Here is a 26,380-nt window from a genome sequence, read left to right as displayed (position 1 = left end):
CGCCCTGACACGGAAGTGACGCTCCGACAGTAGAGGGGCCCCGCCGGACGGCGGGGCCCCTCACGCGTTCCGCGGTCCTACCGGAGCGGTCCGGTGACCGTCTCCACGGCCGCCACGAGTCCGCCGCCGCGCACGAACGCGTCGGCCGCGGCCAGGTCGGGCGCCAGGAAGCGGTCGGGGCCGGGGCCCTCGACACCGGCGGCCCGTACGGCCGCGATGGCGGCCTGCGAGGCGGGCGCCGGGGTGAGGCCCTCGCGCAGCTCGATGGCGCGGGTGGCCGCGTACAGCTCGACGGCGATGATCCGGGCCAGGTTGCCGACGGCGGTGCGCAGCTTGCGCGCGGCCGACCAGCCCATGGACACGTGGTCCTCCTGCATGGCGGAGGACGGGATGGAGTCGGCGGAGGCCGGTACGGCGAGCCGCTTCATCTCGCTGACCAGCGCGGCCTGCGTGTACTGGGCGATCATCAGGCCGGAGTCGACGCCGGCGTCGTCCGCGAGGAACGGCGGCAGGCCGTGGCTGCGGTTCTTGTCGAGCAGCCGGTCGGTGCGGCGCTCGGCGATGGAGCCGAGGTCGGCGGCGGCGATGGCGACGAAGTCCAGGACGTAGGCCACGGGGGCGCCGTGGAAGTTGCCGTTGGACTCCACCCGTCCGTCGGGCAGCACGACGGGGTTGTCGACGGCGGAGGCGAGTTCGCGCTCGGCGACCAGCCGGGCGTACGCCAGGGTGTCCCGTCCGGCGCCGGCGACCTGCGGGGCGCAGCGCACCGAGTAGGCGTCCTGGACGCGCGGCGCGTCGTCCTGGTGGTGCCCGGTGAGGCCGGAGCCCTTGAGCACGGCCAGCATGTTGGCGGCGGAGGCGCCCTGGCCGGGGTGCGGGCGGATGGCGTGCAGCTCGGGGGCGAGCACCTTGTCGGTGCCGAGCAGCGCCTCCATGCTGAGGGCGGCGGTGACGTCGGCGGACTTGTACAGCATGTCCAGGTCGGCGAGGGCCATGATCAGCATGCCGAGCATGCCGTCGGTGCCGTTGAGGAGGGCCAGGCCCTCCTTCTCGCGCAGCTCGACGGGCTGGATGCCGTGCTCGGCGAGCAGCTCGCCGGCGGGCCGTACGACGCCGTCGGGGCCCTCGGCGTCACCCTCGCCCATGAGCGTGAGGGCGCAGTGGGACAGCGGGGCAAGGTCGCCGGAGCAGCCGAGGGAGCCGTACTCGTGGACGACCGGGGTGATGCCGGCGTTCAGCACGTCGGCCATGGTCTGCGCGACCTCGGGCCGGACGCCGGTGTGCCCGGAGCAGACGGTCTTGAGGCGGAGGAACATCAGGGCGCGTACGACCTCGCGCTCCACCCGCGGCCCCATGCCGGCGGCGTGCGAGCGGACGATGTTGCGCTGCAGCTGGGCGCGCAGTTCCTGGCTGATGTGCCGGGTCGCCAGGGCTCCGAAGCCGGTGGAGACGCCGTAGACCGGCTCCGGCTTGGCCGCCAGGGCGTCCACGATCTCCCGGGCCGCCGCGAGGGCCGCCACCGCCTCCGCCGACAGCTCGATGCGGGCACCGCCGCGCGCCACGGCGAGAACGTCGGACGCCGTGACACCGGACGTCCCCACCACCACAGTGTGCATATCCATATTCAGGAGCGTACGCATTGAATGCGACGATGTCACTAGTGGAGTACGGGGGTGACCCTTACCGTTCGGTGTGGGCTTCGCCTCACGGCCGGCGCCCGCGGAACCGGCGCCGCTCGGCGTGCGAGGGCGGGGGTTCGTCGGCCAGTCGTACCACGGGATCGTCCGGGCCCTCGCGGCCGGCCACCACCGGCCGGTCCGCGCGCAGGGCCTTCGCCCGGTACTGCGCCGCGTCCGCGAGCCGGAACAGCCGCCGGGCGTCGTGCACCGGCCCGATCGGGTCCTCGGTCGAGGCGACACCGCACGCGACCCCCTCGCCCGGCTCCAGGTCCCCGGCCCGGCGGCACAGCTCGTCCGCCGCCTTCACCATGTCGTCGGCGGGCGGGCCGACCGCGAGCAGGCAGAACTCGTCCCCGCCGAGCCGCGCGGCCAGCGCCCCCGGCACCATCGCCCCGCACAGCGAGAGGATCGAGCCGAAGCGCTCCAGCAGACGGTCGCCGACGGCGTGCCCGAGGGTGTCGTTGACCCGCTTCAGCCCGTTGAGGTCGCAGACGACGAGGCTCACGGTCACGCCCTCTGTCCGGTGCCGCTCCACGGCCTCCTCCAGGTGCACGTCCACCGCACGGCGGTTGGCGAGCCCGGTGAGGGAGTCGGTGAACGCGAGCCGGCGGGCCTCCTCCAGCCGCTCGGTCTGCGCGAGCCCGGCGGCGACGACCGCGGCCAGTACGGTCGCGAACTCGGCGTCGGCGGGCGCGAACACGGGCGCGCCGACCGGGCGGGCCACGTACAGCTCGCCCCAGGCCCTGCCGTGCAGCACGACGGGGGCGACCACGCAGCAGCCGCGGCCCCTGCGGCGCAGGGCGGCGACCCGCTGGTGGAAGTAGCCGGGGGTGCCGGCGGCCGTCCCCTCGGCGGTCTCCACCCAGGCGTTGGGGCCCCGGCCGCCAGCCCACCGCTCGTGCAGGAACTCGGTGATCTCCGGGAACTGGTGCACCGGGTAGGCCTCGGCCTCCGGGAACTCCTCCTCGTCCGGGCGGCGCACCCCCACGTTCACGAGGACCCGCAGCCGTCCGAGCTGCCGCTCCCACACCGACAGTGCGGCGAAGCTGCCGTCCAGCGCCCGGCAGGCACCGAGAGCGGCCGCCTGCCACGACTCCCTCGGGGTGTGCGCCGCCGCCATCCCCTGGGCCAGCGCCACGACGGCGACGAGCCGCTTGTCCTCACCCATTACTCCAGGTTAGGGAGGAATGGGCCGATTCGGGATGCTGGTGCGGCGATCAGGTGGACCGACGGCCGTTTTCCCCGCCCAGCCGCATGAGGACGGCCCTGCGGGGGTATCCGCACGGGCCGACCGCGACCACGTTCCTCACTCGCCGGGCCACTGGGGTGTGCGCTTCTCGTTGAAGGCCGCCACGCCCTCCGCCCGGTCGCCCGAGAAGGCCACCGAGCGCCACGCCGCGTCCTCCACCTCCAGCCCGGCCCGCAGGTCCAGCCCGTGGCCCAGCCGCAGCGCCCGCTTGGCGGCCCGCAGGCCCACCGGCGAGTTCGCGGCGATCCGGGCACCCAGCGCCAGCGCCTCCTCCCGGTCTTGGCCCTCGTCCACCAGCTGGTCGACCAGACCCAGCCCGGCCGCCTCCGCCGCCTCCAGCCGCCGCGCCGAGAAGATCAGCTCGGCCGCCCGCGCCGCACCCACCCGGCGCGGCAGCAGCTGCGTACCGCCACCGCCGGGGATCACGCCCACCGACACCTCCGGCAGCCCCACGACGGCCGTACGGTCGGCCACGATCAGATCGCAGGACAGCGCGAGTTCGAAACCGCCGCCCAGCGCGAAGCCGTGCACCGCCGCGATCGTCGGCATCGGCAGCTCCAGCACCCCGGTGTACGCGCCGCGCGCGACTGGCCGCTGCCGGACGAGGTCGGCGTCGGTGAAGGAGTTCCGCTCCTTCAGGTCGGCGCCGACGCAGAACGCCCGCTCGTGGGAGGAGGTCAGGACGACCACGCGGGCCTCCCGGTCGGCCGCCAGCGCGGTGCACGCGGCCGCGATCGAGCGGGCCATCTCCGTCGAGACGGCGTTCATCGCCTTGGGCCGGTCCAGCACCAGCTCAGCGACGTGCCCGTGCCGCCGCACCAGCACGAACTCCCCGAACCGCTCCTCGCTCATGACGCCCTCCAGTTAACGCGGGTTAACTCACTGCCTGCCCGATCATCGCAGCCCCGCCCCCTCCCGTGAAGTCCAGGGGGCTACGCCCGTTCGAGTGACATGCGTGCTTTCCCACCCCACACCGCCCACAGCAACGCATAGCGTGCGTCCGCCACGGCGCGCCCCGGGGCGCGCGGCCGGGAGGGAACCCATGACACCGATACGTGCACTGTCCCGTGCAGCACAGGAGAGCGCGCCGGGCGCGCCCGGCACCGACGCCGATGACGGCGCGCGACGCGGCCGTCATCGCAAGCCCCGCCCCCGGAAGGTCCTCCTCGCCGCGGGCGGCCTGGCCCTGGCCGCGGGGGTGCTGAGCCTGGTGCGGGTCGCCCCGGAGTCGGGAGTCGGCGTCCCGGGCACGGCGGAGGCCGAGCCCCGGCCCGACCACGGTGGCGGCGCGACGGAGGGTGCGGCGCGGACCGCCGCCACCGTCGCCGCCGGCCCCACCGCGCTGCCCTCGGCGACCTCCGCCATGGGCGGCAGGAGCCTCGCCCCCGCGGATTCCGGGACTCCCACCGCCGTCGCCGCCACCGCCACCGCCACCGACGCGGCACCGCCCGGCGAGACCGCCGTGCCGACCACCGTCCCGACCGGGGCGCCGGTCCCCCCGGGCGGCACTCCGCGGCCCTCGGCGACGACGTCCGCCCCGCGCCCGGCCCCGACGGCGTCCACGCCGGCCCCCACCCCGACACCGAGCCGCGGTACGGAAGACCCCGATCCGGGCGGGCTGTGCCTGCCGGTGATCAGCCTGTGCGTGGACGTCCTCGGCGACCGGGGCCGGGCGAACAACTAGGGCCCGGGGGACGAGCCGGGAGGGGCGTCGCGGACGAGCGCGTCCGGCGGGAAGGGGCCGGCGGAGACGGGCGGAGCGGCTACGGCCGCTCGTCGCGGCGGGTGAGCAGCCACGGCTCGACCACGCCGAGGCCACGCACCGGGCGCTGCCACATCGGCTGGAGCGCGTAGCGGTACACCGGCGGCTCCTCGCCCTCCTTCTCGGCGGAGGCAGCCGCCTCGGCCGCCTCCGCCTCCGAGGCGGGCGCCTCGCCGGTACGGATCAGCTCCTCCGCGAAGGCGCTGTCCACCAGCACGGCGTCACGCGGAGCTATCGAGGTGAGCCGGGAGGCCAGGTTCACGGTCGTACCGAACACGTCGCCCATGCGCGTGGTCACCGTGCCGAACGCCATGCCGACCCGGAGCTCCGGCATCGTCTCGTCGTTCGACAGCGTCTCGACCAGGCGCAGCGCGATGTCCGCGGCGACACCGGCGTCGTCCGCCGCGTACAGCACCTCGTCGCCGAGGGTCTTGATGAGGCGGCCGCCGCGCGCGGCCACCAGGTCGGCGGCGGTCGTCTCGAAGGCCTCGACGAGTTCGCCGAGTTCCTCCTCCTCCATGCGGCGGGTCAGCCGGGTGAACCCGACGAGGTCGGCGAAGCCGACGGCGAGCCGCCGGTCGACCATCTCCTCGTCGTCGGCCGACTGCACGACCCGGCCGGCCGAGGCGGCGAGCTGGCGGCGCCAGACGTAGACGAGGAACTCCTCCAGCTCGGGCAGGAGCAGCTCGACGATCGGGTACGTCACCTCGGTGCGGGTCATGCCCGGCTCGGGCGGCTCGGTCAGGCCCTCCAGGAAGGAATCCATCTGCCACTCCGCCAACCGGGCGGTGGTCTGTCCCGTGGACCGGGCCACCTGCACCGCCATGGCCTCGCTGAGCAGCCCCGCCTCGACGAGGCCGGCGAGGCGGCGCAGGGCTAGTACGTCGGCCTCGGTGAGGGCCTTGGCCTGGCCTATGTCGGCGAAGCCCATGGCCCGCCAGAAGCGCGAGGCCAGCTCCATGGAGACGCCGGCGCTGCGGGCGGCCTGGAAGGGGGTGTAGCGGCGCTCGGCGCCCAGGATGAGCTGTTCCAGACGCAGGGCCAGCGGGTCTTCGCCGGTGTCGGCGGCGTGGGCGTCGTCCCCCCGATCGAGGGGAGGGTCCACCCGGCCGTCCGCGCCCGCGCCGGAGCCCGTGTCGTCGACGGTCACGCCTGCTGCCCTTCCGATCTGCCGCGGTCAGGTTTCGACCGGCCTCAACTCTACGGCAGGTGTGCGCCAGCTCACTCCGTCGGGTTCGGCGGGGGTGGAGGCCGGCCGTGGCCGGGCACCGTGCGCACCTGCAGCTCCATCGTGGCCGCTCGCGCGGTTCCCCGCGCCCCTGGGGAGTCGCACCACCGCTCGCTCAACAGCTGGAGCCGGCCGCCGCCGCGGGCGGTCCGCCGAGGCGCGGCGCGGCGGCTACGCCGGGCGCAGGTGCACGATGTCGCCCGCGCCGACCGGTTCCTGGACGCCGGCCTCCGTGGCGATGACCAGGCGCCCGTCGCCGTCCACCGCGACCGCCTCGCCGACGATCGACCGGTCCCCCGGCAGCTCCGCCCGCACCGCCCGGCCGAGCGTCGCGCAGCCCGCCGCGTAGGTGTCCTGCAGCCCGCTGGCCGACGGATCGCCGCCGGCCCGCCGCCAGCGCCCGTACCAGTCCTCCAGGGACCGCAGCACCGCCCGCAGCAGCGGGTCCCGGTCCGTGCCCTGCGCCCCGGCCAGCGCCAGCGACCCCGCCTGCGGGACCGGCAGCTCGTCCGCCCGCAGGGAGACGTTGATGCCGACCCCCACGACGATGCCGTCCGCGCCGGCCCGCTCCGCGAGGATGCCGCCCGCCTTGCGCTCCTCCTCGCCCACCGTCACCAGCAGGTCGTTCGGCCATTTGAGTGCCGTGTCCACGCCCGCGGCCCGGGACAGCCCGGTGGCCACCGCCACCCCGGTCAGCAGCGGCAGCCAGCCCCAGCGGGCCACCGGCACCTCGGTGGGCTTCAGCAGCACGGAGAAGAAGAGGCCGGAGCGCGGCGGCGCTGTCCAGCGGCGGTCCAGCCGGCCCCGGCCGGCCGTCTGCTCCTCCGCCACCAGCACCGCGCCCTCGTCGGCGCCGCCCCCGGCGGCCCGTCCGGCGAGGTCGGAGTTGGTGGAACCGGTCCGCTGCACCACCTCGATGTCGCGGTACAGGCCGCCCTCCCTGATCAGCCCGCGCCGCAGTGCCGTGGCGTTCAGGGGCGGGCGGTCCAGGTCGGACCAGCGGCTGTCGTCTGATGCATTGTGCGGCGTCATGCAAGCCACCCTAGGTGTGGCAAACGACGCACTGCTGATCGGTAGCGCCGCCACTACTCTACGAATGAGTAACCGTCCCCCCTTTTGAGCAGGCAGGGAGCCGTATCCCGATGTCCGAGCCGGAAGAGCGTCAAGAGATCCAAGGGATCGACATCCACACGACCGCGGGGAAGCTCGCGGATCTCCAGCGCCGCATCCACGAAGCGACGCACGCCGGCTCGGAACGTGCCGTCGAGAAGCAGCACGCGAAGGGCAAGCTGACGGCCCGTGAGCGGATCGAACTCCTCCTGGACGAGGGGTCCTTCGTCGAGCTGGACGAGTTCGCCCGGCACCGCTCCAGCAACTTCGGGCTGGAGAAGAACCGTCCCTACGGTGACGGTGTCGTCACCGGGTACGGCACCGTCGACGGCCGGCCCGTCGCCGTGTTCTCCCAGGACTTCACGGTCTTCGGCGGCGCGCTCGGCGAGGTCTACGGCCAGAAGATCGTCAAGGTGATGGACTTCGCGCTGAAGACCGGCTGCCCGGTCATCGGGATCAACGACTCCGGTGGCGCCCGCATCCAGGAAGGCGTCGCCTCCCTCGGGGCCTACGGCGAGATCTTCCGCCGCAACACCCACGCCTCCGGCGTGATCCCGCAGATCAGCCTGGTCGTGGGCCCGTGCGCCGGCGGCGCGGTCTACTCCCCGGCCATCACCGACTTCACGGTCATGGTCGACCAGACCTCGCACATGTTCATCACCGGCCCGGACGTCATCAAGACCGTCACCGGTGAGGACGTCGGCTTCGAGGAGCTGGGCGGCGCCCGCACCCACAACGCCACCTCCGGCGTGGCCCACCACATGGCGGGCGACGAGAAGGACGCCATCGAGTACGTCAAGCAGCTGCTGTCGTACCTGCCGTCCAACAACCTCTCCGAGGCCCCGGTCTTCCCGGAGGAGGCCGACCTCGGCGTCACCGACGAGGACCGCGAGCTGGACACCCTCGTCCCGGACAGCGCGAACCAGCCGTACGACATCCGCACGGTGGTCGAACACGTCCTGGACGACGCCGAGTTCTTCGAGACGCAGGCCCTGTTCGCGCCGAACATCGTCACCGGCTTCGGACGGGTCGAGGGCCACCCGGTCGGCGTGGTCGCCAACCAGCCGATGCAGTTCGCCGGCTGTCTCGACATCGAGGCGTCCGAGAAGGCGGCCCGCTTCGTGCGCACCTGCGACGCCTTCAACGTGCCGGTGCTGACCTTCGTGGACGTCCCCGGCTTCCTCCCGGGTGTCGACCAGGAGCACGACGGCATCATCCGGCGCGGCGCCAAGCTGATCTACGCCTACGCCGAGGCCACCGTCCCGCTGATCACCGTCATCACCCGCAAGGCCTTCGGCGGCGCCTACGACGTCATGGGCTCCAAGCACCTGGGTGCCGACATCAACCTGGCCTGGCCCACCGCGCAGATCGCGGTCATGGGCGCCCAGGGCGCGGTCAACATCCTGCACCGCCGCACCATCGCCGAGGCGGAGGCGAACGGTGAGGACGTCGAGGCGGTGCGGGCCCGGCTGATCCAGGAGTACGAGGACCACCTGCTCAACCCGTACATCGCGGCCGAGCGCGGCTACATCGACGCGGTGATCATGCCGTCCGACACGCGGGCCCACATCGTCCGCGGTCTGCGTCAGCTGCGGACGAAGCGGGAATCCCTGCCTCCGAAGAAGCACGGCAACATCCCGCTGTAGCCCGGCCCGACCGAGAGGAAGCCGTCATGACGATCAAGGTCGTACGAGGCAATCCGACCCCGGAGGAGCTGGCCGCCGCCCTGGCGGTGGTCCGCGCCCGCGCCGCGGCGGCAGCGGTCCAGCCGTCCGGCGCGGAGGGCCCGAGGGACGCGTGGTCCGACCCGTCGCGGATCGCGGTCCGGCGCGTGCCGAACCCGGGCCCGGCGTCCTGGACCCGTACGTACTGGCCGGCCTGATCCAAACGACAGGCCCGAGGCGAGCCGCCCGGCCGATCTGAGTAGCCGTACTCAGGCGCCGCGGCCCGCCCGGGCCGCACGCTGGGAGCATGCTGTGGTCAGACCCCGAGGACGAGCCGCCGAAAGAACTGCGCGACATGCAGGAGATGCTGCGGCGGCTCGGCCTCTTCATGGCGCTGGCCATGATCCTGGCCATGATCGTCATCGGTCTGAGGTGAGCCGGGCGGCTCACCCTGACTAATCTGACGGCATGACTGCAAAGCGCCGCAGGCGACTCGTGCTCGCCTCCCAGTCCCCCGCCCGGCTCGGCCTGCTCCGGCAGGCCGGCCTCGCGCCCGAGGTGATCGTGAGCGGGGTCGACGAGGACGCCGTCACCGCTCCCACCCCGGCCGAGCTGGCGCTCGCGCTGTCCGAGGCGAAGGCCTCCGTCGTGGCGGCGAAGCCGGAGGTGCAGGGCGCCCTGGTGATCGGCTGCGACTCGGTGCTGGAGCTGGACGGGCGGGCGCTCGGCAAGCCCGCCGACGCCGAGGAGGCCACCGCCCGCTGGAAGGCGATGCGCGGACGCACCGGAGTACTCCAGACGGGTCATTGTGTGTGGGACACGGAGGCGAAGCGGTACGTCTCCGCGACCGCCTCCACCGTTGTGCACTTCGGCGAACCGACCGACGCGGAGATCGCCGCGTACGTGGCCTCGGGCGAGCCGCTCTACGTCGCCGGCGCGTTCACCCTGGACGGCCGTTCGGCCCCCTTCATCGAGGGCATCGACGGCGACCACGGCAACGTGATCGGCATCAGCCTGCCCCTGGTGCGCAAGCTCCTCGCCGAACTGGGTGTCGGGATCACGGAGTTGTGGGAGCCGGCGGGATGACCTCGGTGGGGACGGAGTCCCGCGGCTCCTCGTCCCCGTCCCGCGGTGCGCCGCGCTGCTCCGGGACCTGCTGCGGCGCGCCGGCCGGGGGTCCCGGCTCGGCCTGGGCCTGCGGGTCGCCGTCGGCGCCGGCACCGCCGCCGGGGGCCGCCTGTTCCGGGCCCTCGGCGCGGTCGTAGGTCATCAGGAGCAGGACGATGAGTCCGAGCACCACGACCATCGTCAGGAAGGCCGTCCAGCCCACCAGGCCCCAGGCGAACGCGCCCAGCAGGGCGTTCACCACGGCCGCGCTGATCAGCAGGACACGCCCGAGTCCGGCCGGGGCGCGGTCGCGGATCGCGACCAGTACGGCCACCAGGGCGCACAGGGCGAAGTAGAGGCCGAAGACGACGCCGCCGACCTTCGAGGACGTGGCCATCGTCGACGGGTCGAGGCCGGCCAGGGACATGTCCTGCCGGTCGACGACCATCCCGAGGAACCAGTTCAGCGCGGCGACGAGGAAACCCTCCGCCAGCAGGACCAACGCCACGACCCATGCCACCGGTCTGCGCACCACCGGTCCCCACCCACTTTCCAGCCAGCTATCTGTTACCCCAGGTACGTTCGAGCCATCGCGAACGCTACTAACGGGTAAACCGCGGGACAAGGGTCCGTGCGGCAGCAAAGAATCATTGGGCCATTCGTAGGGACTCGACAAAGAATCGGAGTGGGCCGCAGCACCCCACCACAGAGACCTTGACCACATGAGAGGGCTAGGGTTTTCCGGAGGAGTCCTGCGTACCGAGGTGCGACAAGGACTTTCGCGGGTCGGGCGAGCCTCGCATCACGCTCCGTGTGGGCAAGCTCACCATTGGGGACGGGTCGTAGTGCCGTGTCGGCAGTCCCTAAACTCGGCTTGTTTCAAGGAGGGAGCCTCAATCGTGCGCAAGGTGCTCATCGCCAACCGTGGCGAAATCGCTGTCCGCGTGGCCCGGGCCTGTCGGGACTCCGGGATCGCGAGCGTGGCCGTCTACGCGGAGCCGGACCGGGACGCTCTGCATGTCCGCGCCGCGGATGAGGCGTTCGCCCTGGGCGGTGACACTCCGGCGACCAGTTATCTGGACATCGAGAAGGTGCTGAACGCGGCCCGCGAATCGGGGGCGGACGCGATCCACCCGGGTTACGGGTTCCTCTCGGAGAACGCCGAGTTCGCCCAGGCGGTGCTGGACGCGGGTCTGATCTGGATCGGTCCGCCGCCGCAGGCCATCCGCGATCTGGGTGACAAGGTCGCCGCCCGGCACATCGCCCAGCGGGCCGGTGCTCCGCTGGTCGCCGGTACGCCGGACCCGGTCTCCGGGGCGGAGGAGGTCGTGGCGTTCGCCGAGGAGCACGGCCTGCCGATCGCGATCAAGGCCGCGTTCGGTGGCGGCGGCCGCGGTCTGAAGGTCGCCCGGACCCTGGAGGAGGTGCCGGAGCTGTACGACTCCGCGGTCCGTGAGGCGGTCGCCGCGTTCGGCCGGGGCGAGTGCTTCGTCGAGCGCTACCTGGACCGTCCCCGGCACGTGGAGACGCAGTGCCTGGCCGACAAGCACGGCAACGTGGTCGTGGTCTCCACCCGGGACTGCTCGCTGCAGCGCCGTCACCAGAAGCTGGTCGAGGAGGCGCCGGCGCCGTTCCTGTCCGAGGAGCAGGTCGCCGAGCTGTACCGCGCCTCGAAGGCCATCCTGAAGGAGGCCTCCTACGAGGGCGCCGGCACGTGCGAGTTCCTGGTCGGCCAGGACGGCACGATCTCCTTCCTGGAGGTCAACACCCGCCTCCAGGTCGAGCACCCGGTGACCGAGGAGGTCGCCGGCATCGACCTGGTCCGTGAGATGTTCCGCATCGCCGACGGCGAGGAACTCGGCTACGACGATCCCGCCCTGCGCGGACACTCCTTCGAGTTCCGCATCAACGGCGAGGACCCCGGCCGCAACTTCCTGCCCGCTCCGGGCACGGTCACCGCGTTCGACGCGCCGACCGGCCCGGGTGTCCGTCTGGACGCGGGCGTGGAGGCGGGCAGTGTGATCGGCCCGGCCTGGGACTCCCTGCTGGCCAAGCTGATCGTCACCGGCCGCACCCGCAAGGAGGCCCTGGAGCGCGCGGCCCGTGCCCTGGAGGAGTTCCGGGTCGAGGGCATGGCCACCGCCATCCCCTTCCACCGCGCGGTCGTCCGGGACCCGGCGTTCGCCCCGGAGCTGACCGGTTCCACCGACCCGTTCACGGTCCACACCCGCTGGATCGAGACCGAGTTCGTCAACGACATCAAGCCCTTCGCCGCCCCGGCAGAGACCGAGGCGGACGAGGACACCGGCCGCGAGACGGTCGTGGTCGAGGTCGGCGGCAAGCGCCTGGAGGTCTCCCTGCCCTCCTCGCTCGGCATGAGCCTGGCCCGCACCGGCCTGGCGGCCGGGGCCAAGCCGAAGCGCCGCGCGGCCAAGAAGTCCGGCCCGGTCGCCTCGGGTGACACCCTCGCCTCGCCGATGCAGGGCACGATCGTGAAGATCGCGGTCGAGGAGGGCCAGGAGGTCAAGGAGGGCGACCTGATCGTCGTCCTGGAGGCCATGAAGATGGAGCAGCCCCTCAACGCCCACCGGGCCGGCACCATCAAGGGCCTGACCGCCGAGGTCGGCGCCTCGGTCACCTCCGGCGCCCCCATCTGCGAGATCAAGGACTGACCCGCCCCACACCCGGAGAAGCCCGGAGCCCCGACCAGGAGGCTCCGGGCTTCTCGCATGCCTGGGCGTGTGCCGGCCCGATCGGACGAGCCGTGAGGCGGCCGCCGGGGCGCCGACAGGCTCACCGCGCCGTCAGGGGGCGGCCGCGGCCCACCGCGGACGAGGGCACGCGACACCCGTGGCCCTGCCGGACCTCCGGAGGGGTCAGCGGCGGCGGAGGTCTGCTACTCGGGCCCGGTCGGTGGTGGCCGGGTCCGCGAGGCCCGCGGTGGAGCGGAGGGGGACGTGGCCCCTGCGGGGGCCGGGGAGGGCCCGCTGCTGGCGTGCGGCAGGCCCCTGCTCACCCCCCGGGGCTCCGGTCGCCCCGGCCACGGCGATCTGCACCCCCTGGTCGGCCAGGGCCTGCAACTCGGTGGCGGCGCGGTCGTCGTGAGCCGGCGGCTCGTCGGTGACCAGGCGGGTGATGAGGTCCGTCGGCACGGTCTGGAACATCGTGTCCGTACCGAGCTTGGTGTGGTCGGCGAGGACCACGACCTCCGCCGCGGCCTGGACGAGGGCCCGGTCCACCGACGCCGAGAGCATGTTGGACGTGGACAGACCGCGCTCGGCCGTCAGGCCGCTCCCGGACAGGAAGGCCTTGGACACGCGCAGCCCCTGCAGGGACTGTTCGGCTCCGGAGCCCACGAGGGCGTAGTTGGAGCCGCGCAGGGTGCCCCCGGTCATCACGACCTCCACCCGGTTGGCATGGGCCAACGCCTGGGCGACCAGGAGGGAGTTGGTGACGACCGTCAGACCCGGCACGCGCGCCAGGCGGCGGGCCAGCTCCTGCGTGGTCGTCCCGGCTCCGACGACGATGGCCTCGCCCTCTTCGACGAGGCCCGCGGCGAGATCGGCGATGGCCGTCTTCTCGGCGGTCGCGAGATGGGACTTCTGCGGAAAGCCGGACTCCCGCGTGAACCCGCCCGGCAGTACCGCACCGCCGTGCCGGCGGTCGAGGAGTCCTTCGGCCTCCAGTGCGCGCACGTCCCGCCGTACGGTCACTTCGGAGGTCTGGACGACGCGGGCGAGTTCACGGAGCGACACGGCACCGTTCGCTCGCACCATTTCGAGGATCAATTGGCGACGTTCAGCAGCGAACACGAAACTGACAGTAACCCCAGCGACCGTCTGGTTTCAGCAGTTTGCGCCGAATAACAGAAGTTGTTCGCATGGTGGGGCGGGAAGTGGTATAGGACCTATCCGCCCCGACTATGCCGTACGCACACGCCACAACTCCCCGTGACCAGCGGGAAGTTGGGTGAAGGTCAGGCCTCCGCGCTCGCCTTGCGCGTGTGCAGCTGCCGGGCGACCTCCGCGATCGACCCCGAAAGGGAGGGGTACACCGTGAACGCGTTCGCGATCTGTTCGACCGTCAGATTGTTGTCGACGGCGATCGAGATCGGGTGGATGAGTTCCGACGCCCGGGGCGCCACGACCACACCGCCGACGACGATGCCCGTGCCCGGCCGGCAGAAGATCTTCACGAAGCCGTCCCGGATGCCCTGCATCTTGGCCCGCGGGTTGCGCAGCAGGGGCAGTTTGACGACCCGTGCGTCGATCTTGCCCGCGTCCACGTCCGCCTGCGTGTAGCCGACGGTGGCGATCTCGGGGTCGGTGAAGACGTTGGAGGAGACCGTCTTCAGGTTCAGCGGGGCCACCGCGTCGCCGAGGAAGTGGTACATGGCGATGCGTCCCTGCATCGCGGCGACGGACGCGAGGGCGAAGACACCGGTCACGTCACCGGCCGCGTACACGCCGGGAGCGGTCGTCCTGGACACCTTGTCGGTCCAGATGTGGCCCGACTCGCGCAGCTTCACACCGGCCTCCTCCAGGCCGAGCCCCGCGCTGTTGGGGATGGCGCCGACGGCCATCAGGCAGTGGGAGCCGCTGATGACCCGGCCGTCGGCCAGCGTCACCTCGACCCGGTCGCCGACGCGCTTGGCGGACTGCGCGCGGGAGCGGGCCATCACGTTCATGCCGCGGCGGCGGAAGACGTCCTCCAGCACGGCGGCGGCGTCCGGGTCCTCACCCGGCAGCACCCGGTCCCGGGAGGACACGAGGGTGACCTTCGAACCGAGGGCCTGGTAGGCGCCGGCGAACTCGGCACCGGTCACGCCGGAGCCGACCACGATCAGCTCTTCCGGCAGCTCGGTGAGGTCGTAGACCTGGGTCCAGTTGAGGATGCGCTCGCCGTCGGGCTGCGCGTCGGGCAGCTCGCGCGGATGACCGCCGGTGGCGATGAGGACGGCGTCGGCGGTGAGGGTCTCCTCGCTGCCGTCGGCTGCGGTGACGACGACCTTGCGCGAGCCGTCCAGGCCCTGCATGCCGTCCAGCCGGCCGCGGCCGCGCATGACCCGGGCGCCGGCGCGGGTGACGGAGGCGGTGATGTCGTGGGACTGCGCGAGGGCCAGCCGCTTCACCCGGCGGTTGACCTTGCCGAGGTCCACGCCGACCACCCGGGCCGCCTGCTCCAGCGGCGGGGTGTCGTCGGCCACGATGATGCCCAGCTCCTCGTACGAGGAGTCGAAGGTGGTCATCACCTCGGCCGTGGCGATAAGGGTCTTCGACGGCACGCAGTCGGTCAGCACCGACGCTCCGCCCAGACCGTCGCAGTCGACGACGGTCACCTCCGCGCCGAGCTGGGCGGCCACCAGGGCCGCCTCGTATCCGCCGGGTCCGCCACCGATGATCACGATCCGAGTCACGTACTCCATTGTCCCGCACGCTTCAAGGTGCTATTGCCCGGGGGCGTCCCCGGGGTTCCCGAGGGACACGAGTGGCCCGCGTTTCCCCTGCCGTACGCTCTCCTCATGTCGCTCTATGCCGCGTACGCCGGCAACCTCGACGCCCGGCTGATGTCCCGCCGCGCCCCGCACTCGCCGCTGCGCGCCACCGGCTGGCTGAGCGAGTGGCGGCTGACCTTCGGCGGCGAGCAGCTGGGCTGGGAGGGCGCGCTGGCGACGATCGTGGAGGACCCGCTGGCCCAGGTCTTCGTCGGCCTGTACGACCTCGCGCCCATGGACGAGGAGTCGCTGGACCGGTGGGAGGGCGTGGGCCTCGGCATCTACCGGCGCACGCGGGTGCGCGTGCACACCCTGGACGGCGAGGAGTCGGCCTGGACGTACGTGCTCAACGGCTACGAGGGCGGTCTGCCCTCGGCGCGGTACCTCGGTGAGGTCGCCGACGCCGCCGAGTCCGCCGGGGCACCGCACGACTACGTGATGGAACTCCGCAAGCGCCCCTGCTGAAGCGCCCCCGCCGAACGGGCGAAGCGCGGCTCTGCTGCACTTTTGCCCGCCCCTTGTGGAAAACGACAAGACAACGATCTCCATTACGTGGGCATTGTCATCTACGCGCGTAGGCGCAGACCGGCTACCCTCGTCGGCGTGAACGCATTTCTTCTTCCGGACGACATCCAGGGCGACCCCTACGCCGCCGCCGACGCCGCCGCCGCGCGCCTGCGCGAACTGACCGGCGCCGAGACCCACGACGTCGCCCTCGTGATGGGCTCCGGCTGGGCCCCGGCCGTCGACGCACTGGGCGCCCCCGACGCCGAGTTCCAGGTCACCGAGCTGCCCGGCTTCCCGCCGCCGGCCGTCGAGGGGCACGGCGGCAAGATCCGCTCGTACTCCTTCGGTGACAAGCGCGCGCTGGTCTTCCTGGGCCGTACGCACTACTACGAGGGCCGTGGCGTCGCCGCCGTCTCCCACGGTGTGCGCACCGCCGTGGCGGCCGGCTGCAAGACCGTGGTCCTCACCAACGGCTGCGGCGGCCTGCGCGAGGGCATGCGCCCCGGCCAGCCGGTGCTGATCAGCGACCACATCAACCTGACGGCGACGTCGCCGATCGTCGGCGCGAACTTCGTCGACCTGACGGACCTGTACTCGCCGCGCCTGCGCGCCCTGTGCAAGGAGATCGACCCCTCCCTGGAGGAGGGCGTCTACGCGCAGTTCCCCGGCCCGCACTACGAGACCCCGGCCGAGATCCGCATGGCCCGTGTCATCGGCGCGGACCTGGTGGGCATGTCGACGGTCCTGGAGGCCATCGCCGCCCGCGAGGCCGGCGCCGAGGTCCTGGGCATCTCCCTGGTCACCAACCTGGCCGCGGGCATGACCGGCGAGCCCCTCAACCACGAGGAGGTCCTCCAGGCGGGCCGCGACTCGGCGGCGCGCATGGGCCAGCTGCTGACCCAGGTGCTCGGCAGGATCTAGGCGGCACTCGCTCGCGGCACGCACGGCGCGCCGGACCGGGCGCGGGACGGGCACGGTGGCGAACGGGACGCGGTACGCGCGTCACGACGAGCCGGGTGCGGTGCCGCGGTCGGTTCGGGGGCGTGGTGCCGCTGCCCGCCAGGCGGGGTCCGGTGCGGTGCCGGGACCCGCGCGGAACGGGCCCGGACCGCGGTCGGCGTTCACCGGATGTCCCGGACCGCGGTGGGCTTTCACCGGATGTCCCGGACCGCGGCGCCCCGGCCGGACGCGCGCGCCCCGGCGGGCCGGACGCGGCCGCACGGAACGTGCCGTGGCGGGCACACGCAACGCCATCGGCGTCAACGGGGGTTCGGGGCCGAGTCCCCGGCCGGACCAGGCAGACACAGGAGAGGTTGATCCCAAGGTGCACGACGATCTGATCGCCCGGGCCAGGACATGGCTCGCCGAGGACCCCGACACGGAGACCCGTGACGAACTCGCCAAGCTGATCGACGCCGGGGACGTGACCGAACTGTCGGCCCGCTTCTCCGGCACGCTCCAGTTCGGCACCGCCGGCCTGCGCGGGGAGCTCGGCGCCGGCCCGATGCGCATGAACCGCGGCGTCGTCATCCGCGCCGCCGCCGGCCTAGCCGCGTACCTGAAGAAGAACGGGACCCCGCACGGGGACGGCACCGCCGGCCTCGTCGTCATCGGCTACGACGCCCGCCACAAGTCCGCCGACTTCGCCCGCGACACCGCCGCCGTGATGACCGGCGCCGGGCTGCGCGCGGCCGTGCTCCCCCGGCCCCTCCCGACGCCCGTGCTGGCGTTCGCGATCCGGCACCTGGGCGCGGTGGCCGGCGTGGAGGTCACCGCCAGCCACAACCCGCCCCGGGACAACGGCTACAAGGTGTACCTGGGCGACGGCTCCCAGATCGTGCCGCCCGCCGACGCGGGGATCGCCGCCGAGATCGACGCGATCGCCTCCCTGCACGACGTACCGCGTCCGGAGGCCGGCTGGGAGATCCTGGACGACTCGGTCCTGGACGCCTATCTGGCCCGTACGGACGCCGTCCTCGCGGCGGGCTCCCCGCGTACCGCCCGCACGGTCTACACGGCGATGCACGGCGTCGGCAGGGACGTCCTGCTGGCCGCCTTCGCCCGTGCCGGCTTCCCCGAGCCGGTGCTGGTGGCCGAGCAGGCCGACCCGGACCCCGACTTCCCGACGGTGGCCTTCCCCAACCCGGAGGAGCCGGGCGCGATGGACCTCGCGTTCGCGCGGGCCCGTGCCACCGACCCGGACCTGATCATCGCCAACGACCCCGACGCGGACCGCTGCGCCGTCGCCGTGAAGGACGGCGGCGACTGGCGGATGCTGCGCGGCGACGAGGTCGGCGCGCTGCTCGCCGCTCACCTGGTCCGTCGCGGGGTGAGCGGCACCTTCGCGGAGTCGATCGTCTCCTCCTCGCTGCTCGGCCGGATCGCCGGGAAGGCGGGGCTGCCGTACGAGGAGACCCTGACCGGCTTCAAGTGGATCGCCCGCGTGAACGGCCTGCGCTACGGCTACGAGGAGGCCCTCGGCTACTGCGTGGACCCGGAGGGCGTGCGCGACAAGGACGGCATCACCGCCGCGCTGCTGATCACGGAGCTGGCGTCCGGGCTGAAGGAGGAGGGCCGTACCCTCCTGGACCTGCTCGACGACCTCGCCGTGGAGCACGGTCTGCACGCCACCGACCAGCTGTCGGTCCGCGTCCAGGACCTGTCGGTCATCGCCGACGCGATGAGCCGTCTGCGGGAGCAGCCGCCGACCGAGCTGGCCGGTCTCGCCATCACCCGTGCCGAGGACCTGACCCGGGGCACGGAGACGCTGCCGCCCACCGACGGCCTGCGCTACACGCTCGACGGCGCCCGGGTCGTCGTCCGGCCGAGCGGCACCGAGCCGAAGCTGAAGTGCTACCTGGAGGTCGTGGTGCCGGTCGCGGCCCACGCCGACCTCCCGGCCGCCCGCGCCCGCGCCACCGAGCTGCTGGCCGCCGTCAAGCGCGACCTGTCGGCCGCGGCCGGCATCTGACACCCCCGGGGTGCCCCGTCCCACACGGGGCACCCCGAGACCCGTACACGCGGTCGCCGGCGGGCACAGGTGCGGGACCGGTAACCCACTGCCACCGCCGAGCGAGGCCCCCCGAGGGCACGGCGCAGGACAGGGACGGGCGGCCCGCGCCGCCGCCCTCCCGAGTCGACCCAGCCACCGGCCACACCCGGCACGACCGCCCGGGCCCACGCTCACGCCCCGAAGCCCCCAGCAGCCCACACAGCCGCCGGCGCCCCCAGGCAGCCACGCGAGCGCCCCTCGATGGCAGCGACGCGGGACAGGAAGACGGCCGGCCCGCGTCCCCGACGCCCCGAGCCGGCCCAGCCACCGGACGCGCTCGGCACAGCCGCCACGGCCCATGCTCACGCCCCGAAGCCCCCAACAGCCCACACAGCCGCCGACGCCGCCCCCACGCAGCCACCCGAACCCGGCCCTCCAAGGCCACGGCGCGGGACAGGAAGACGGGCGGCCCGCGTCCCCGACGCCCCGAGCCGGCCCAGCCACCGGACGCACCCGGCACGGCCGCCACGGCCCATGCTCACGCCCCGAAGCCCCCAGCAGCCCACACAGCCGCCCGCGCCGCCCCCACGCAGCCATCCGAACCCGGCCCTACCAAGGGCACGGCGCGGGACAGGAAGACGGCCGGCCCGCGTCCCCAACGCCCCGAGCCGGCCCAGCCACCGGACGCACCCGGCACGGCCGCCACGGTCCATGCTCACGCCCCGAAGCCCCAGCAGCCCACACAGCCGCCGACGCCGCCCCGCAGCCATCCGAACCCGGCCCTCCAAGGGCACGGCGCGGGACAGGAAGACGGGCGGCCCGCGTCCCCGACGCCCCGAGCCGGCCCAGCCGGACGCACCCGGCACGACCGTCCCGGCCCATGCGCACGCCCTGGAGCCCCGGCAGCTCACACAGCCGCGGACACGCCCCTTGGACAGCCGCCCCGGCAGCCGCCCTCGGCTCACCGCCCGAGCGTGCCGTCGCCCGACGTGAACCCACCGCCTCGCCGGCCCGCGCCGGGCGGGGAGGTCAGCCCGTCGTCAGCAGGATGATCAGCAGGATCGCGCCGGCCAGCGCCGGGGCGGCCACCTCGTACGCCCAGCGGACCGTCGTCTCGCCCTGGGCCGTCTCCTCCTCCGCGCGGCGTTCCAGCGTCTCGCGGAGGTCGTCCATGACCTGGTCGGTCTCGGACCGGGTCGGGCCGGTCTCCGCGCCGCGCAGGCCGAAGCCGCCGAAGCCGAGGCCGCTCGGCGAGAGGCCGCCGCCGACCCGGCCCGGTGTCGTGCCGCGGGCCGCGTCCGCCGCCGCCCGCTGCTGGCGGCGCGCCGCCTTCTTGCGAGCCCGCAGCGAGACGGGGATCGCCCACAGCTGGTACTTCGCGCCGGACTTGGTGACGACCTCGTTGGAGAAGCCGGAGCGCAGGCCGGAGACCTGGCCCCAGGGCAGGGAGATCACCCGCAGCGGGTTGCGGATGCGCAGCCGGTCGTCGTTCACGAAGACCGCGGGGCGCAGCGTGAAGGCCGCGACCAGCGGGACGACGAGGATCAGACCGGCGAGCGCCAGCCACGGGACGCGTCCGTGGCCCTTGAACAGCGCGTCGAAGCCCAGCCAGCAGACGACGACGAGCAGCAGCACCCCGCCCACGAGCGCCATGGGCGAGCGGTAGATCCGGTCCTTGGCGGCGGGGGCCGGAGACTGTGACGCGGGTGACGGGTGGTCCGGGGTCATGGCCCCGATTCTGCACGACCTCGCCGCGGGTGCTCCCACACGCCCCGGGACCGGCGCTCATCCGTGATCTTCGGGCGCGTGATGAGCACCGGGGCTGTACAGCCGCTACGCGCGTAGATATGCTCGTCTGGTGACCATGCCCACTACCGCACCCACAGCTCACGCTCTCGCCGACGTCACCGCGTCCGACAGCACGCTGCGCCGCTTCCTGCACGGGCTGCCCGGCGTCGACGCGGTCGGCCTGGAGGCGCGCGCCGCGTCCCTCGGCACCCGTTCCATCAAGACCACCGCGAAGGCGTACGCCATCGACCTCGCCATCTCGATGGTCGACCTGACGACGCTGGAAGGCGCGGACACCCCGGGCAAGGTCCGGGCGCTCGGCGCCAAGGCCGTCCATCCCGACCCCACGGACCGTACGTCCCCGGCCACGGCCGCGGTCTGCGTCTACCCCGACATGGTGGCCACCGCCAAGGAGGCCGTCGCCGGTTCCGGCGTGAAGGTCGCCTCGGTGGCCACCGCGTTCCCGGCCGGCCGCGCCGCCCTCGACGTGAAGCTGGCCGACGTCCGTGACGCGGTCGCCGCCGGCGCCGACGAGATCGACATGGTCATCGACCGGGGCGCGTTCCTCGCCGGCAAGTACCTGAAGGTGTACGACGAGATCGTCGCCGTGAAGGAGGCCTGCGGAAGCAGCGCCCGCCTGAAGGTCATCTTCGAGACCGGCGAGCTGTCGACGTACGACAACATCCGCCGCGCGTCCTGGCTGGGCATGCTGGCCGGCGCGGACTTCATCAAGACCTCCACCGGCAAGGTCGCCGTCAACGCGACCCCGGCGAACACGCTGCTGATGCTGGAGGCGGTGCGCGACTTCCGCGCCCAGACCGGCGTCCAGATCGGCGTGAAGCCCGCCGGCGGCATCCGCACCAGCAAGGACGCCATCAAGTTCCTGGTCCTGGTCAACGAGACCGCGGGCGCGGACTGGCTGGACAACCACTGGTTCCGCTTCGGCGCCTCCTCGCTCCTGAACGACCTGCTGATGCAGCGCCAGAAGCTGGCCACCGGCCGCTACTCCGGCCCCGACTACGTGACGGTGGACTGATCACGATGGCTTCCGTATTCGACTACGCACCGGCGCCCGAGTCCCGTTCGGTCGTCGACATCGCCCCTTCCTACGGTCTGTTCATCGACGGCGAGTTCGCCGAGGCGGCCGACGGCAAGGTCTTCAAGACGGTCAGCCCGTCGACCGAGGAGGTCCTCTCCGAGGTCGCGCAGGCCGGCCCCGAGGACGTCGACCGGGCGGTCAGGGCCGCCCGCAAGGCCTTCGAGAAGTGGTCGGCGCTGCCCGGTTCCGAGCGCGCCAAGTACCTCTTCCGCATCGCCCGGATCATCCAGGAGCGCAGCCGCGAGCTGGCCGTCCTGGAGACCCTGGACAACGGCAAGCCGATCAAGGAGACCCGCGACGCGGACCTCCCGCTGGTCGCCGCGCACTTCTTCTACTACGCGGGCTGGGCCGACAAGCTCGACCACGCCGGTTTCGGCGCGGACCCGAGGCCGCTGGGCGTGGCCGGCCAGGTCATCCCGTGGAACTTCCCGCTGCTGATGCTGGCGTGGAAGATCGCCCCGGCCCTCGCGACCGGCAACACGGTCGTGCTGAAGCCGGCGGAGACCACCCCGCTCTCCGCGCTCTTCTTCGCCGACATCTGCCGCCAGGCGGGTCTGCCCAAGGGCGTCGTCAACATCCTCCCGGGCTACGGCGACGCGGGTGCCGCGCTCGTCGCGCACCCGGACGTGAACAAGGTCGCCTTCACCGGCTCCACGGCCGTCGGCAAGGAGATCGCCCGCACGGTCGCGGGCACGCGGAAGAAGCTCACCCTGGAGCTGGGCGGCAAGGGCGCCAACATCGTCTTCGACGACGCCCCGATCGACCAGGCCGTCGAGGGCATCGTCACCGGCATCTTCTTCAACCAGGGTCAGGTCTGCTGCGCGGGCTCCCGCCTCCTCGTCCAGGAGTCGATCCAGGACGAGCTGCTGGACTCCCTCAAGCGCCGGCTGTCCACCCTGCGCCTCGGCGACCCGCTGGACAAGAACACCGACATCGGCGCGATCAACTCCGCCGAGCAGCTGGCCCGGATCACCGCGCTCACCGCGCAGGGCGAGGCGGAGGGCGCCGAGCGCTGGTCCCCCGCCTGCGAACTGCCGTCGGCGGGTTACTGGTTCGCGCCGACGCTGTTCACGAACGTCACCCAGGCCCACACCATCGCCCGGGACGAGATCTTCGGCCCGGTGCTGTCGGTGCTCACCTTCCGCACGCCCGACGAGGCGGTCGCCAAGGCGAACAACACGCAGTACGGCCTGTCGGCGGGCATCTGGACCGAGAAGGGCTCCCGGATCCTGGCCGTCGCGAACAAGCTGCGCGCCGGTGTCGTCTGGTCCAACACGTTCAACAAGTTCGACCCGACGTCGCCGTTCGGCGGCTACAAGGAGTCGGGCTTCGGCCGCGAGGGCGGCCGCCACGGCCTGGAGGCGTACCTCGATGTCTGATCGGCTCACTGTCTTCAAGACCTACAAGCTGTACGTCGGCGGGAAGTTCCCGCGTTCCGAGAGCGGCCGGGTGTACGAGGTGACCGACCCCAAGGGCAAGTGGCTGGCCAACGCTCCCCAGTCCTCCCGCAAGGACGCCCGTGACGCGGTGGTCGCCGCGCGCAAGGCGTTCGGCGGCTGGGCCGGCGCGACCGCCTACAACCGCGGCCAGGTCCTCTACCGCGTCGCGGAGATGCTGGAGGGCCGCCGCGAGCAGTTCGTGCGCGAAGTGGCCGACGCCGAGGGCCTGTCCAAGTCGAAGGCGGCCGCGGTCGTGGACGCCGCGATCGACCGCTGGGTCTGGTACGCGGGCTGGACGGACAAGATCGCCCAGGTGATCGGCGGGGCCAACCCGGTCGCGGGCCCGTACTTCAACCTGTCCTCCCCCGAGCCGACCGGCGTGGTCGCCGTGCTCGCGCCGCAGGAGTCGTCCTTCCTGGGCCTGGTCTCGGTGGTGGCCCCGGTGATCGCCACCGGCAACACGGCGGTCGTCGTGGCGTCCGAGAAGGCGCCGCTGCCCGCCCTGTCCCTGGGCGAGGTGCTGGCCACCTCCGACGTCCCGGGCGGTGTCGTCAACGTCCTGTCCGGCCGTACGGCGGAGATCGCGGCGCCGCTGGCCGCGCACCAGGACGTCAACGCGATCGACCTCGCGGGCGCCGACGAGGTGCTGGCGAAGGAGCTGGAGATCGCGGCCGCGGACAACCTCAAGCGCGTCCTGCGTCCACAGCCTGTGGATCATTTCGCGACGCCGGGCACCGACCGGATGACGGCGTTCCTGGAGACCAAGACGGTCTGGCACCCGACGGGGTCGCTGGGCGCCTCGGGGTCCGCCTACTGACGCGGACCGCGCGAGACGGGGTTCCACGGGATCCGTGCGGGGAACCGCGGGTCCGGCCGGGTGCGGGGCACCTCCGGCCGGTCACGCGGTTCCCCGTTTCCTTCTCCGGCGGTTCAGCGGCCCAGTGAGCCCAGGACCTGCCCGACCACCGGCACGCTGCCGAGCGACTGCGCCTGGGCCAGCGGGCGCGTCACCATCTGGGACGACAGCGGCTGGAAGTCCGCCAGCTGGGTGCCCACCCCGTTGTCCAGCGGGTCCACGCCCGTGCCCGCGAGCGGGTTGGGCTTGAGGCCGGCCACCGGGCCGGTGACGTAGCCGACGATGCCGGTCGCGGCGCCCACGCCCGCCTGGGGGTCGACGTTGCCGAGCCCGAGGGGCCGGTAGTTGAGACCGGCGACCGGAACCGAGTCCGCCGACGCCGAAGCCGCCCCGGCTCCGAGTGCCGCTCCGGCCGCCGCCAGGACGAGCAGGGCGCGCCGCGCGGTGGAGTGCTGGGATGAGGTGTGTCGGGCCATCGCTGGTGCCACCTTCTGGTGCGCAGGGTAATGATGTCGCCACGTAGGGTAGTTGAGGTGCGTCTCACGCTCAAAAGCCGACCCGCGGGGTCGGCAGGCGGGCCGTCGTACGTCAAACTGGTGTTCCGTGAGCCTTCATCCTCCGTCTCCCGCCCGTGTCGTGCTGCTGTGCGGCCCCTCGGGCTCGGGCAAGTCCCTCGTCGCCGCCCGTTCCGGGCTCCCCGTCCTGCGCCTGGACGACTTCTACAAGGAGGCCGACGACCCGACCCTGCCCCTGGTGGAGGGAAGTTCGGACATCGACTGGGACCACCCGGAGTCGTGGGACGCCGACGTCGCGGTCGAGGCCATCGTCCGGCTGTGCGCCACGGGGTCGACGCCGGTGCCGGTGTACGACCTCTCGCTGAGCGCCCGGACCGGCGAGGAGACGCTGAGCATCGGCCGTACCCCGCTGTTCATCGCGGAGGGCATCTTCGCGGCGGAGATAGTCGAGCGCTGCCGGGAACGGGGCGTCCTCGCGGACGCGCTGTGCCTGAACCGCGGTCCGTTCACCACCTTCCGGCGGCGGTTCCTGCGGGACCTCAGGGAAGGCCGCAAATCGGTGCCGTTCCTGGTGCGCCGCGGCTGGCGGCTGATGCGCACGGAACGTTCGATCGTCGCCCGCCAGGTGGCCCTGGGCGCGCATCCGTGCGACCGCGACGAGGCGCTGGGCAGGCTGGCGGCGGCGGCTGTCGGGCGGCAGACGCGGCAGCGGACGGTGGCCTGACCTCCCCGGCGGCCCGCCGGCCGTCGTACCCGCGCACCGCCGTATCCGCCGGGCGTCGGCACGGGAACGCGAAACGGGACTGGTTGGACCCCCCGGCCCACCAGTCCCGCTCCTCTGTGCTCCCCCGTGTTCCCCCGTGGGTCCCACCCCCCAGTGGTCCCCCGCTTTCCCCCGTGTTCCTCCCCCGTGACCTCAGGCGACCAGTTCGCCGAAGGCGTTCTCCTCGTCACGGCCGAAGCTGAGGACCTCGTCCTCGCGCAGCCGGCGGAGCGACCGCCAGATGCTCGACTTCACCGTGCCGACACTGATGCCGAGGATGTCCGCGATCTCCGGGTCCGTGCGGCCCTCGTAGTAGCGCAGGACCAGCATGGTGCGCTGGAGTTCGGGCAGCCGGGCGAGCGCCTGCCACAGGACCGCGCGCAGCTCCGTGCCGCGCATCGCGTCCGTCTCGCCGGGCGTCTCCGGCAGTTCCTCGGTCGGGTACTCGTTGAGCTTGCGGCGCCGCCAGGCGCTGATGTGCAGGTTCGTCATCGTGCGGCGGAGGTATCCGCCGACGGCCGCCTTGTCGCTGATCCGGTCCCAGGCCCTGTACGTCGAGAACAGCGCGCTCTGCAGCAGGTCCTCGGCCTCGAAGCGGTCGCCGGTCAGGTGGTAGGCGGTGGCGTACAGGGAGGCGCGGCGCTCCTGGACGTAGGCGGTGAACTCCGCCTCCGTCAGCGAACGGCGCTCCCCCGAGTCCTCCCTGTACGTGCTTCCCCCGTGTGTTTCCCCCGTGTGCGCGTCAACCACCGTCATGTACGCGGTGTGCTGACGCCCGGTACCGCGAGCGCACCCCCGCCCTCCCCCACGCTCGAATCCACTCGCGCGGGAGGGACCCCCCTCAGCACCGGACTTCTCGGAACCCCGGTGCACGTCGTGCAGACGCGTGACCACTGCGCTGGTGCTGATGCTGTGCAGCGTGTTCATCTCGCGCTCCCCGTCGTGGACTTCCGGTGAATCGGTCCTGCTCCGGGCTGGTTCCGGCTCCCCGCCGTGCCCGTGACCAAAAGACTGCCGGGGCGACTTCATCGCCGTGTCCGTCGACTGTCACAGACCTGTCACAGGGGCCCTTCCCGGCTCCGTCACAGCACGTGCACATACGGTGGCGATAGGGAAGGGCAGGCGTCG

24 protein-coding genes are annotated in these 26,380 nt (G+C 72.9%); 13 read left to right on the top strand and 11 right to left on the bottom strand.

What is annotated here, in order from left to right:
• Positions 1–77: 77 nt before the first annotated feature.
• From hutH to N8I86_RS23875, 3 genes are all read right to left on the bottom strand, one after another.
• Positions 78–1,616 (bottom strand): histidine ammonia-lyase, encoded by a 1,539-nt coding sequence (hutH, locus tag N8I86_RS23885; RefSeq protein ID WP_073889016.1) that lies wholly within the window; start codon positions 1,614–1,616, stop codon positions 78–80.
• An 88-nt stretch (positions 1,617–1,704) separates the two neighbouring features.
• Positions 1,705–2,847 carry a GGDEF domain-containing protein gene (locus N8I86_RS23880; RefSeq protein WP_073889014.1) on the bottom strand — a complete coding sequence of 381 codons (1,143 nt, stop codon included), beginning with the start codon at positions 2,845–2,847 and terminating at the stop codon, positions 1,705–1,707.
• A gap of 138 nt (positions 2,848–2,985) precedes the next feature.
• Positions 2,986–3,780 carry an enoyl-CoA hydratase/isomerase family protein gene (locus N8I86_RS23875; RefSeq protein ID WP_073889013.1) on the bottom strand — a complete coding sequence of 265 codons (795 nt, stop codon included), beginning with the start codon at positions 3,778–3,780 and terminating at the stop codon, positions 2,986–2,988.
• 190 nt (positions 3,781–3,970) lie between these two features.
• Here N8I86_RS23875 and N8I86_RS23870 point away from each other — a divergent pair, with 190 nt between their 5' ends.
• Positions 3,971–4,612, top strand: coding sequence for a hypothetical protein (locus N8I86_RS23870; RefSeq protein ID WP_263278666.1), 642 nt, complete (start codon positions 3,971–3,973; stop codon positions 4,610–4,612).
• Between the two features lie 79 nt (positions 4,613–4,691).
• Here N8I86_RS23870 and N8I86_RS23865 read toward each other — a convergent pair whose 3' ends face one another.
• Together N8I86_RS23865 and N8I86_RS23860 are read right to left on the bottom strand one after the other, a co-directional pair.
• Positions 4,692–5,840: an adenylate/guanylate cyclase domain-containing protein gene (locus N8I86_RS23865; RefSeq protein ID WP_263278665.1), complete on the bottom strand. Its 1,149-nt coding sequence runs from the start codon at positions 5,838–5,840 to the stop codon at positions 4,692–4,694.
• Positions 5,841–6,089: 249 nt separating this feature from the next.
• Positions 6,090–6,950 (bottom strand): biotin--[acetyl-CoA-carboxylase] ligase, encoded by an 861-nt coding sequence (locus N8I86_RS23860; protein WP_073889010.1) that lies wholly within the window; start codon positions 6,948–6,950, stop codon positions 6,090–6,092.
• Positions 6,951–7,060: 110 nt separating this feature from the next.
• Here N8I86_RS23860 and N8I86_RS23855 point away from each other — a divergent pair, with 110 nt between their 5' ends.
• The 4 genes from N8I86_RS23855 (at position 7,061) to N8I86_RS23840 (ending at position 9,778) form a co-directional block, all read left to right on the top strand.
• Positions 7,061–8,674, top strand: coding sequence for an acyl-CoA carboxylase subunit beta (locus tag N8I86_RS23855; RefSeq protein WP_123436872.1), 1,614 nt, complete (start codon positions 7,061–7,063; stop codon positions 8,672–8,674).
• A 26-nt stretch (positions 8,675–8,700) separates the two neighbouring features.
• Positions 8,701–8,910: an acyl-CoA carboxylase epsilon subunit gene (locus tag N8I86_RS23850; protein WP_073889007.1), complete on the top strand. Its 210-nt coding sequence runs from the start codon at positions 8,701–8,703 to the stop codon at positions 8,908–8,910.
• 89 nt (positions 8,911–8,999) lie between these two features.
• Complete coding sequence (gene mmpB / locus N8I86_RS23845; RefSeq protein WP_260148084.1) at positions 9,000–9,128, top strand: morphogenic membrane protein MmpB; 129 nt, start codon at positions 9,000–9,002, stop codon at positions 9,126–9,128.
• A gap of 32 nt (positions 9,129–9,160) precedes the next feature.
• The gene (locus N8I86_RS23840) at positions 9,161–9,778 is read left to right on the top strand and encodes a Maf family protein (protein ID WP_073889005.1); all 618 of its coding nucleotides are present in this window, start codon (positions 9,161–9,163) and stop codon (positions 9,776–9,778) included.
• Here the strand turns inward: N8I86_RS23840 and N8I86_RS23835 are convergent.
• On the bottom strand, positions 9,750–10,334 hold the full coding sequence (locus N8I86_RS23835) for a hypothetical protein (protein ID WP_241840737.1): 585 nt from the start codon (positions 10,332–10,334) through the stop codon (positions 9,750–9,752). The two genes, N8I86_RS23840 and N8I86_RS23835, sit on opposite strands and share 29 nt — an antisense overlap.
• 364 nt (positions 10,335–10,698) lie before the next feature.
• Between N8I86_RS23835 and N8I86_RS23830 the strand changes: the two genes are divergently transcribed.
• Positions 10,699–12,471 (top strand): acetyl/propionyl/methylcrotonyl-CoA carboxylase subunit alpha, encoded by a 1,773-nt coding sequence (locus N8I86_RS23830; protein ID WP_073889004.1) that lies wholly within the window; start codon positions 10,699–10,701, stop codon positions 12,469–12,471.
• Between the two features lie 204 nt (positions 12,472–12,675).
• Here N8I86_RS23830 and N8I86_RS23825 read toward each other — a convergent pair whose 3' ends face one another.
• Both N8I86_RS23825 and N8I86_RS23820 read right to left on the bottom strand, forming a co-directional pair.
• Positions 12,676–13,587, bottom strand: a complete 912-nt coding sequence (locus N8I86_RS23825) for a DeoR/GlpR family DNA-binding transcription regulator (protein WP_256339494.1) — start codon at positions 13,585–13,587, stop codon at positions 12,676–12,678.
• Between the two features lie 188 nt (positions 13,588–13,775).
• Entirely contained in the window at positions 13,776–15,224 is a 1,449-nt protein-coding gene (locus tag N8I86_RS23820) for an NAD(P)H-quinone dehydrogenase (RefSeq protein ID WP_073889000.1), read from the bottom strand.
• 96 nt (positions 15,225–15,320) lie between these two features.
• Between N8I86_RS23820 and N8I86_RS23815 the strand changes: the two genes are divergently transcribed.
• The 3 genes from N8I86_RS23815 (at position 15,321) to N8I86_RS23805 (ending at position 18,771) form a co-directional block, all read left to right on the top strand.
• Entirely contained in the window at positions 15,321–15,758 is a 438-nt protein-coding gene (locus N8I86_RS23815) for a gamma-glutamylcyclotransferase (RefSeq protein WP_073888999.1), read from the top strand.
• Between the two features lie 138 nt (positions 15,759–15,896).
• Positions 15,897–16,721 carry a purine-nucleoside phosphorylase gene (locus N8I86_RS23810; protein ID WP_123436873.1) on the top strand — a complete coding sequence of 275 codons (825 nt, stop codon included), beginning with the start codon at positions 15,897–15,899 and terminating at the stop codon, positions 16,719–16,721.
• A 403-nt stretch (positions 16,722–17,124) separates the two neighbouring features.
• Positions 17,125–18,771, top strand: a complete 1,647-nt coding sequence (locus tag N8I86_RS23805) for a phospho-sugar mutase (protein ID WP_263278664.1) — start codon at positions 17,125–17,127, stop codon at positions 18,769–18,771.
• A 1,050-nt stretch (positions 18,772–19,821) separates the two neighbouring features.
• On the opposite strand, the gene N8I86_RS23800 is transcribed toward N8I86_RS23805, so the two are convergent.
• Complete coding sequence (locus tag N8I86_RS23800) at positions 19,822–20,520, bottom strand: PH domain-containing protein (RefSeq protein WP_073888970.1); 699 nt, start codon at positions 20,518–20,520, stop codon at positions 19,822–19,824.
• 136 nt (positions 20,521–20,656) lie between these two features.
• On the opposite strand from N8I86_RS23800, the gene deoC reads away from it, so the two are divergent.
• The 3 genes from deoC to N8I86_RS23785 are packed head-to-tail and all read left to right on the top strand — an operon-like array spanning position 20,657 to position 23,935.
• Positions 20,657–21,616: a deoxyribose-phosphate aldolase gene (gene deoC / locus N8I86_RS23795; RefSeq protein WP_073888968.1), complete on the top strand. Its 960-nt coding sequence runs from the start codon at positions 20,657–20,659 to the stop codon at positions 21,614–21,616.
• A gap of 5 nt (positions 21,617–21,621) precedes the next feature.
• On the top strand, positions 21,622–23,058 hold the full coding sequence (locus N8I86_RS23790) for an aldehyde dehydrogenase family protein (RefSeq protein WP_073888967.1): 1,437 nt from the start codon (positions 21,622–21,624) through the stop codon (positions 23,056–23,058).
• The gene (locus N8I86_RS23785) at positions 23,051–23,935 is read left to right on the top strand and encodes an aldehyde dehydrogenase family protein (protein ID WP_263278663.1); all 885 of its coding nucleotides are present in this window, start codon (positions 23,051–23,053) and stop codon (positions 23,933–23,935) included. Before N8I86_RS23790 ends, N8I86_RS23785 begins: the two co-directional genes overlap by 8 nt.
• 113 nt (positions 23,936–24,048) lie before the next feature.
• On the opposite strand, the gene N8I86_RS23780 is transcribed toward N8I86_RS23785, so the two are convergent.
• A complete protein-coding gene (locus N8I86_RS23780; RefSeq protein ID WP_123436877.1) occupies positions 24,049–24,450 on the bottom strand; it encodes a hypothetical protein in 402 nt (133 codons plus the stop codon).
• A 127-nt stretch (positions 24,451–24,577) separates the two neighbouring features.
• Here N8I86_RS23780 and N8I86_RS23775 point away from each other — a divergent pair, with 127 nt between their 5' ends.
• Positions 24,578–25,213, top strand: coding sequence for a uridine kinase family protein (locus N8I86_RS23775; RefSeq protein ID WP_241840736.1), 636 nt, complete (start codon positions 24,578–24,580; stop codon positions 25,211–25,213).
• A 192-nt stretch (positions 25,214–25,405) separates the two neighbouring features.
• On the opposite strand, the gene N8I86_RS23770 is transcribed toward N8I86_RS23775, so the two are convergent.
• Complete coding sequence (locus N8I86_RS23770; protein ID WP_073888960.1) at positions 25,406–26,179, bottom strand: SigE family RNA polymerase sigma factor; 774 nt, start codon at positions 26,177–26,179, stop codon at positions 25,406–25,408.
• Positions 26,180–26,380: the final 201 nt, after the last annotated feature.

Source organism: Streptomyces albidicamelliae, from assembly GCF_025642175.1.
Classification (GTDB): Bacteria; Actinomycetota; Actinomycetes; order Streptomycetales; family Streptomycetaceae; genus Streptomyces; species Streptomyces albidocamelliae.
Note: the sequence above shows the minus strand (reverse complement) of the source record. Positions and strands in the feature narration are given on the sequence as shown.

What these genes read in the sequence shown, in the direction of transcription:
- N8I86_RS23840 (WP_073889005.1), top strand. Translation starts at nt 9,161, where the DNA reads ATGACTGCAAAGCGCCGCAGGCGACTCGTGCTCGCCTCCCAGTCCCCC.
- N8I86_RS23875 (WP_073889013.1), bottom strand. Translation starts at nt 3,780, where the DNA reads ATGAGCGAGGAGCGGTTCGGGGAGTTCGTGCTGGTGCGGCGGCACGGG.
- N8I86_RS23880 (WP_073889014.1), bottom strand. Translation starts at nt 2,847, where the DNA reads ATGGGTGAGGACAAGCGGCTCGTCGCCGTCGTGGCGCTGGCCCAGGGG.
- N8I86_RS23800 (WP_073888970.1), bottom strand. Translation starts at nt 20,520, where the DNA reads ATGACCCCGGACCACCCGTCACCCGCGTCACAGTCTCCGGCCCCCGCC.
- N8I86_RS23780 (WP_123436877.1), bottom strand. Translation starts at nt 24,450, where the DNA reads ATGGCCCGACACACCTCATCCCAGCACTCCACCGCGCGGCGCGCCCTG.
- N8I86_RS23790 (WP_073888967.1), top strand. Translation starts at nt 21,622, where the DNA reads ATGGCTTCCGTATTCGACTACGCACCGGCGCCCGAGTCCCGTTCGGTC.
- N8I86_RS23785 (WP_263278663.1), top strand. Translation starts at nt 23,051, where the DNA reads ATGTCTGATCGGCTCACTGTCTTCAAGACCTACAAGCTGTACGTCGGC.
- N8I86_RS23855 (WP_123436872.1), top strand. Translation starts at nt 7,061, where the DNA reads ATGTCCGAGCCGGAAGAGCGTCAAGAGATCCAAGGGATCGACATCCAC.
- N8I86_RS23850 (WP_073889007.1), top strand. Translation starts at nt 8,701, where the DNA reads ATGACGATCAAGGTCGTACGAGGCAATCCGACCCCGGAGGAGCTGGCC.
- N8I86_RS23815 (WP_073888999.1), top strand. Translation starts at nt 15,321, where the DNA reads ATGTCGCTCTATGCCGCGTACGCCGGCAACCTCGACGCCCGGCTGATG.
- hutH (WP_073889016.1), bottom strand. Translation starts at nt 1,616, where the DNA reads ATGCACACTGTGGTGGTGGGGACGTCCGGTGTCACGGCGTCCGACGTT.
- N8I86_RS23860 (WP_073889010.1), bottom strand. Translation starts at nt 6,950, where the DNA reads ATGACGCCGCACAATGCATCAGACGACAGCCGCTGGTCCGACCTGGAC.
- deoC (WP_073888968.1), top strand. Translation starts at nt 20,657, where the DNA reads ATGCCCACTACCGCACCCACAGCTCACGCTCTCGCCGACGTCACCGCG.
- N8I86_RS23870 (WP_263278666.1), top strand. Translation starts at nt 3,971, where the DNA reads ATGACACCGATACGTGCACTGTCCCGTGCAGCACAGGAGAGCGCGCCG.
- mmpB (WP_260148084.1), top strand. Translation starts at nt 9,000, where the DNA reads ATGCTGTGGTCAGACCCCGAGGACGAGCCGCCGAAAGAACTGCGCGAC.
- N8I86_RS23820 (WP_073889000.1), bottom strand. Translation starts at nt 15,224, where the DNA reads ATGGAGTACGTGACTCGGATCGTGATCATCGGTGGCGGACCCGGCGGA.
- N8I86_RS23770 (WP_073888960.1), bottom strand. Translation starts at nt 26,179, where the DNA reads ATGAACACGCTGCACAGCATCAGCACCAGCGCAGTGGTCACGCGTCTG.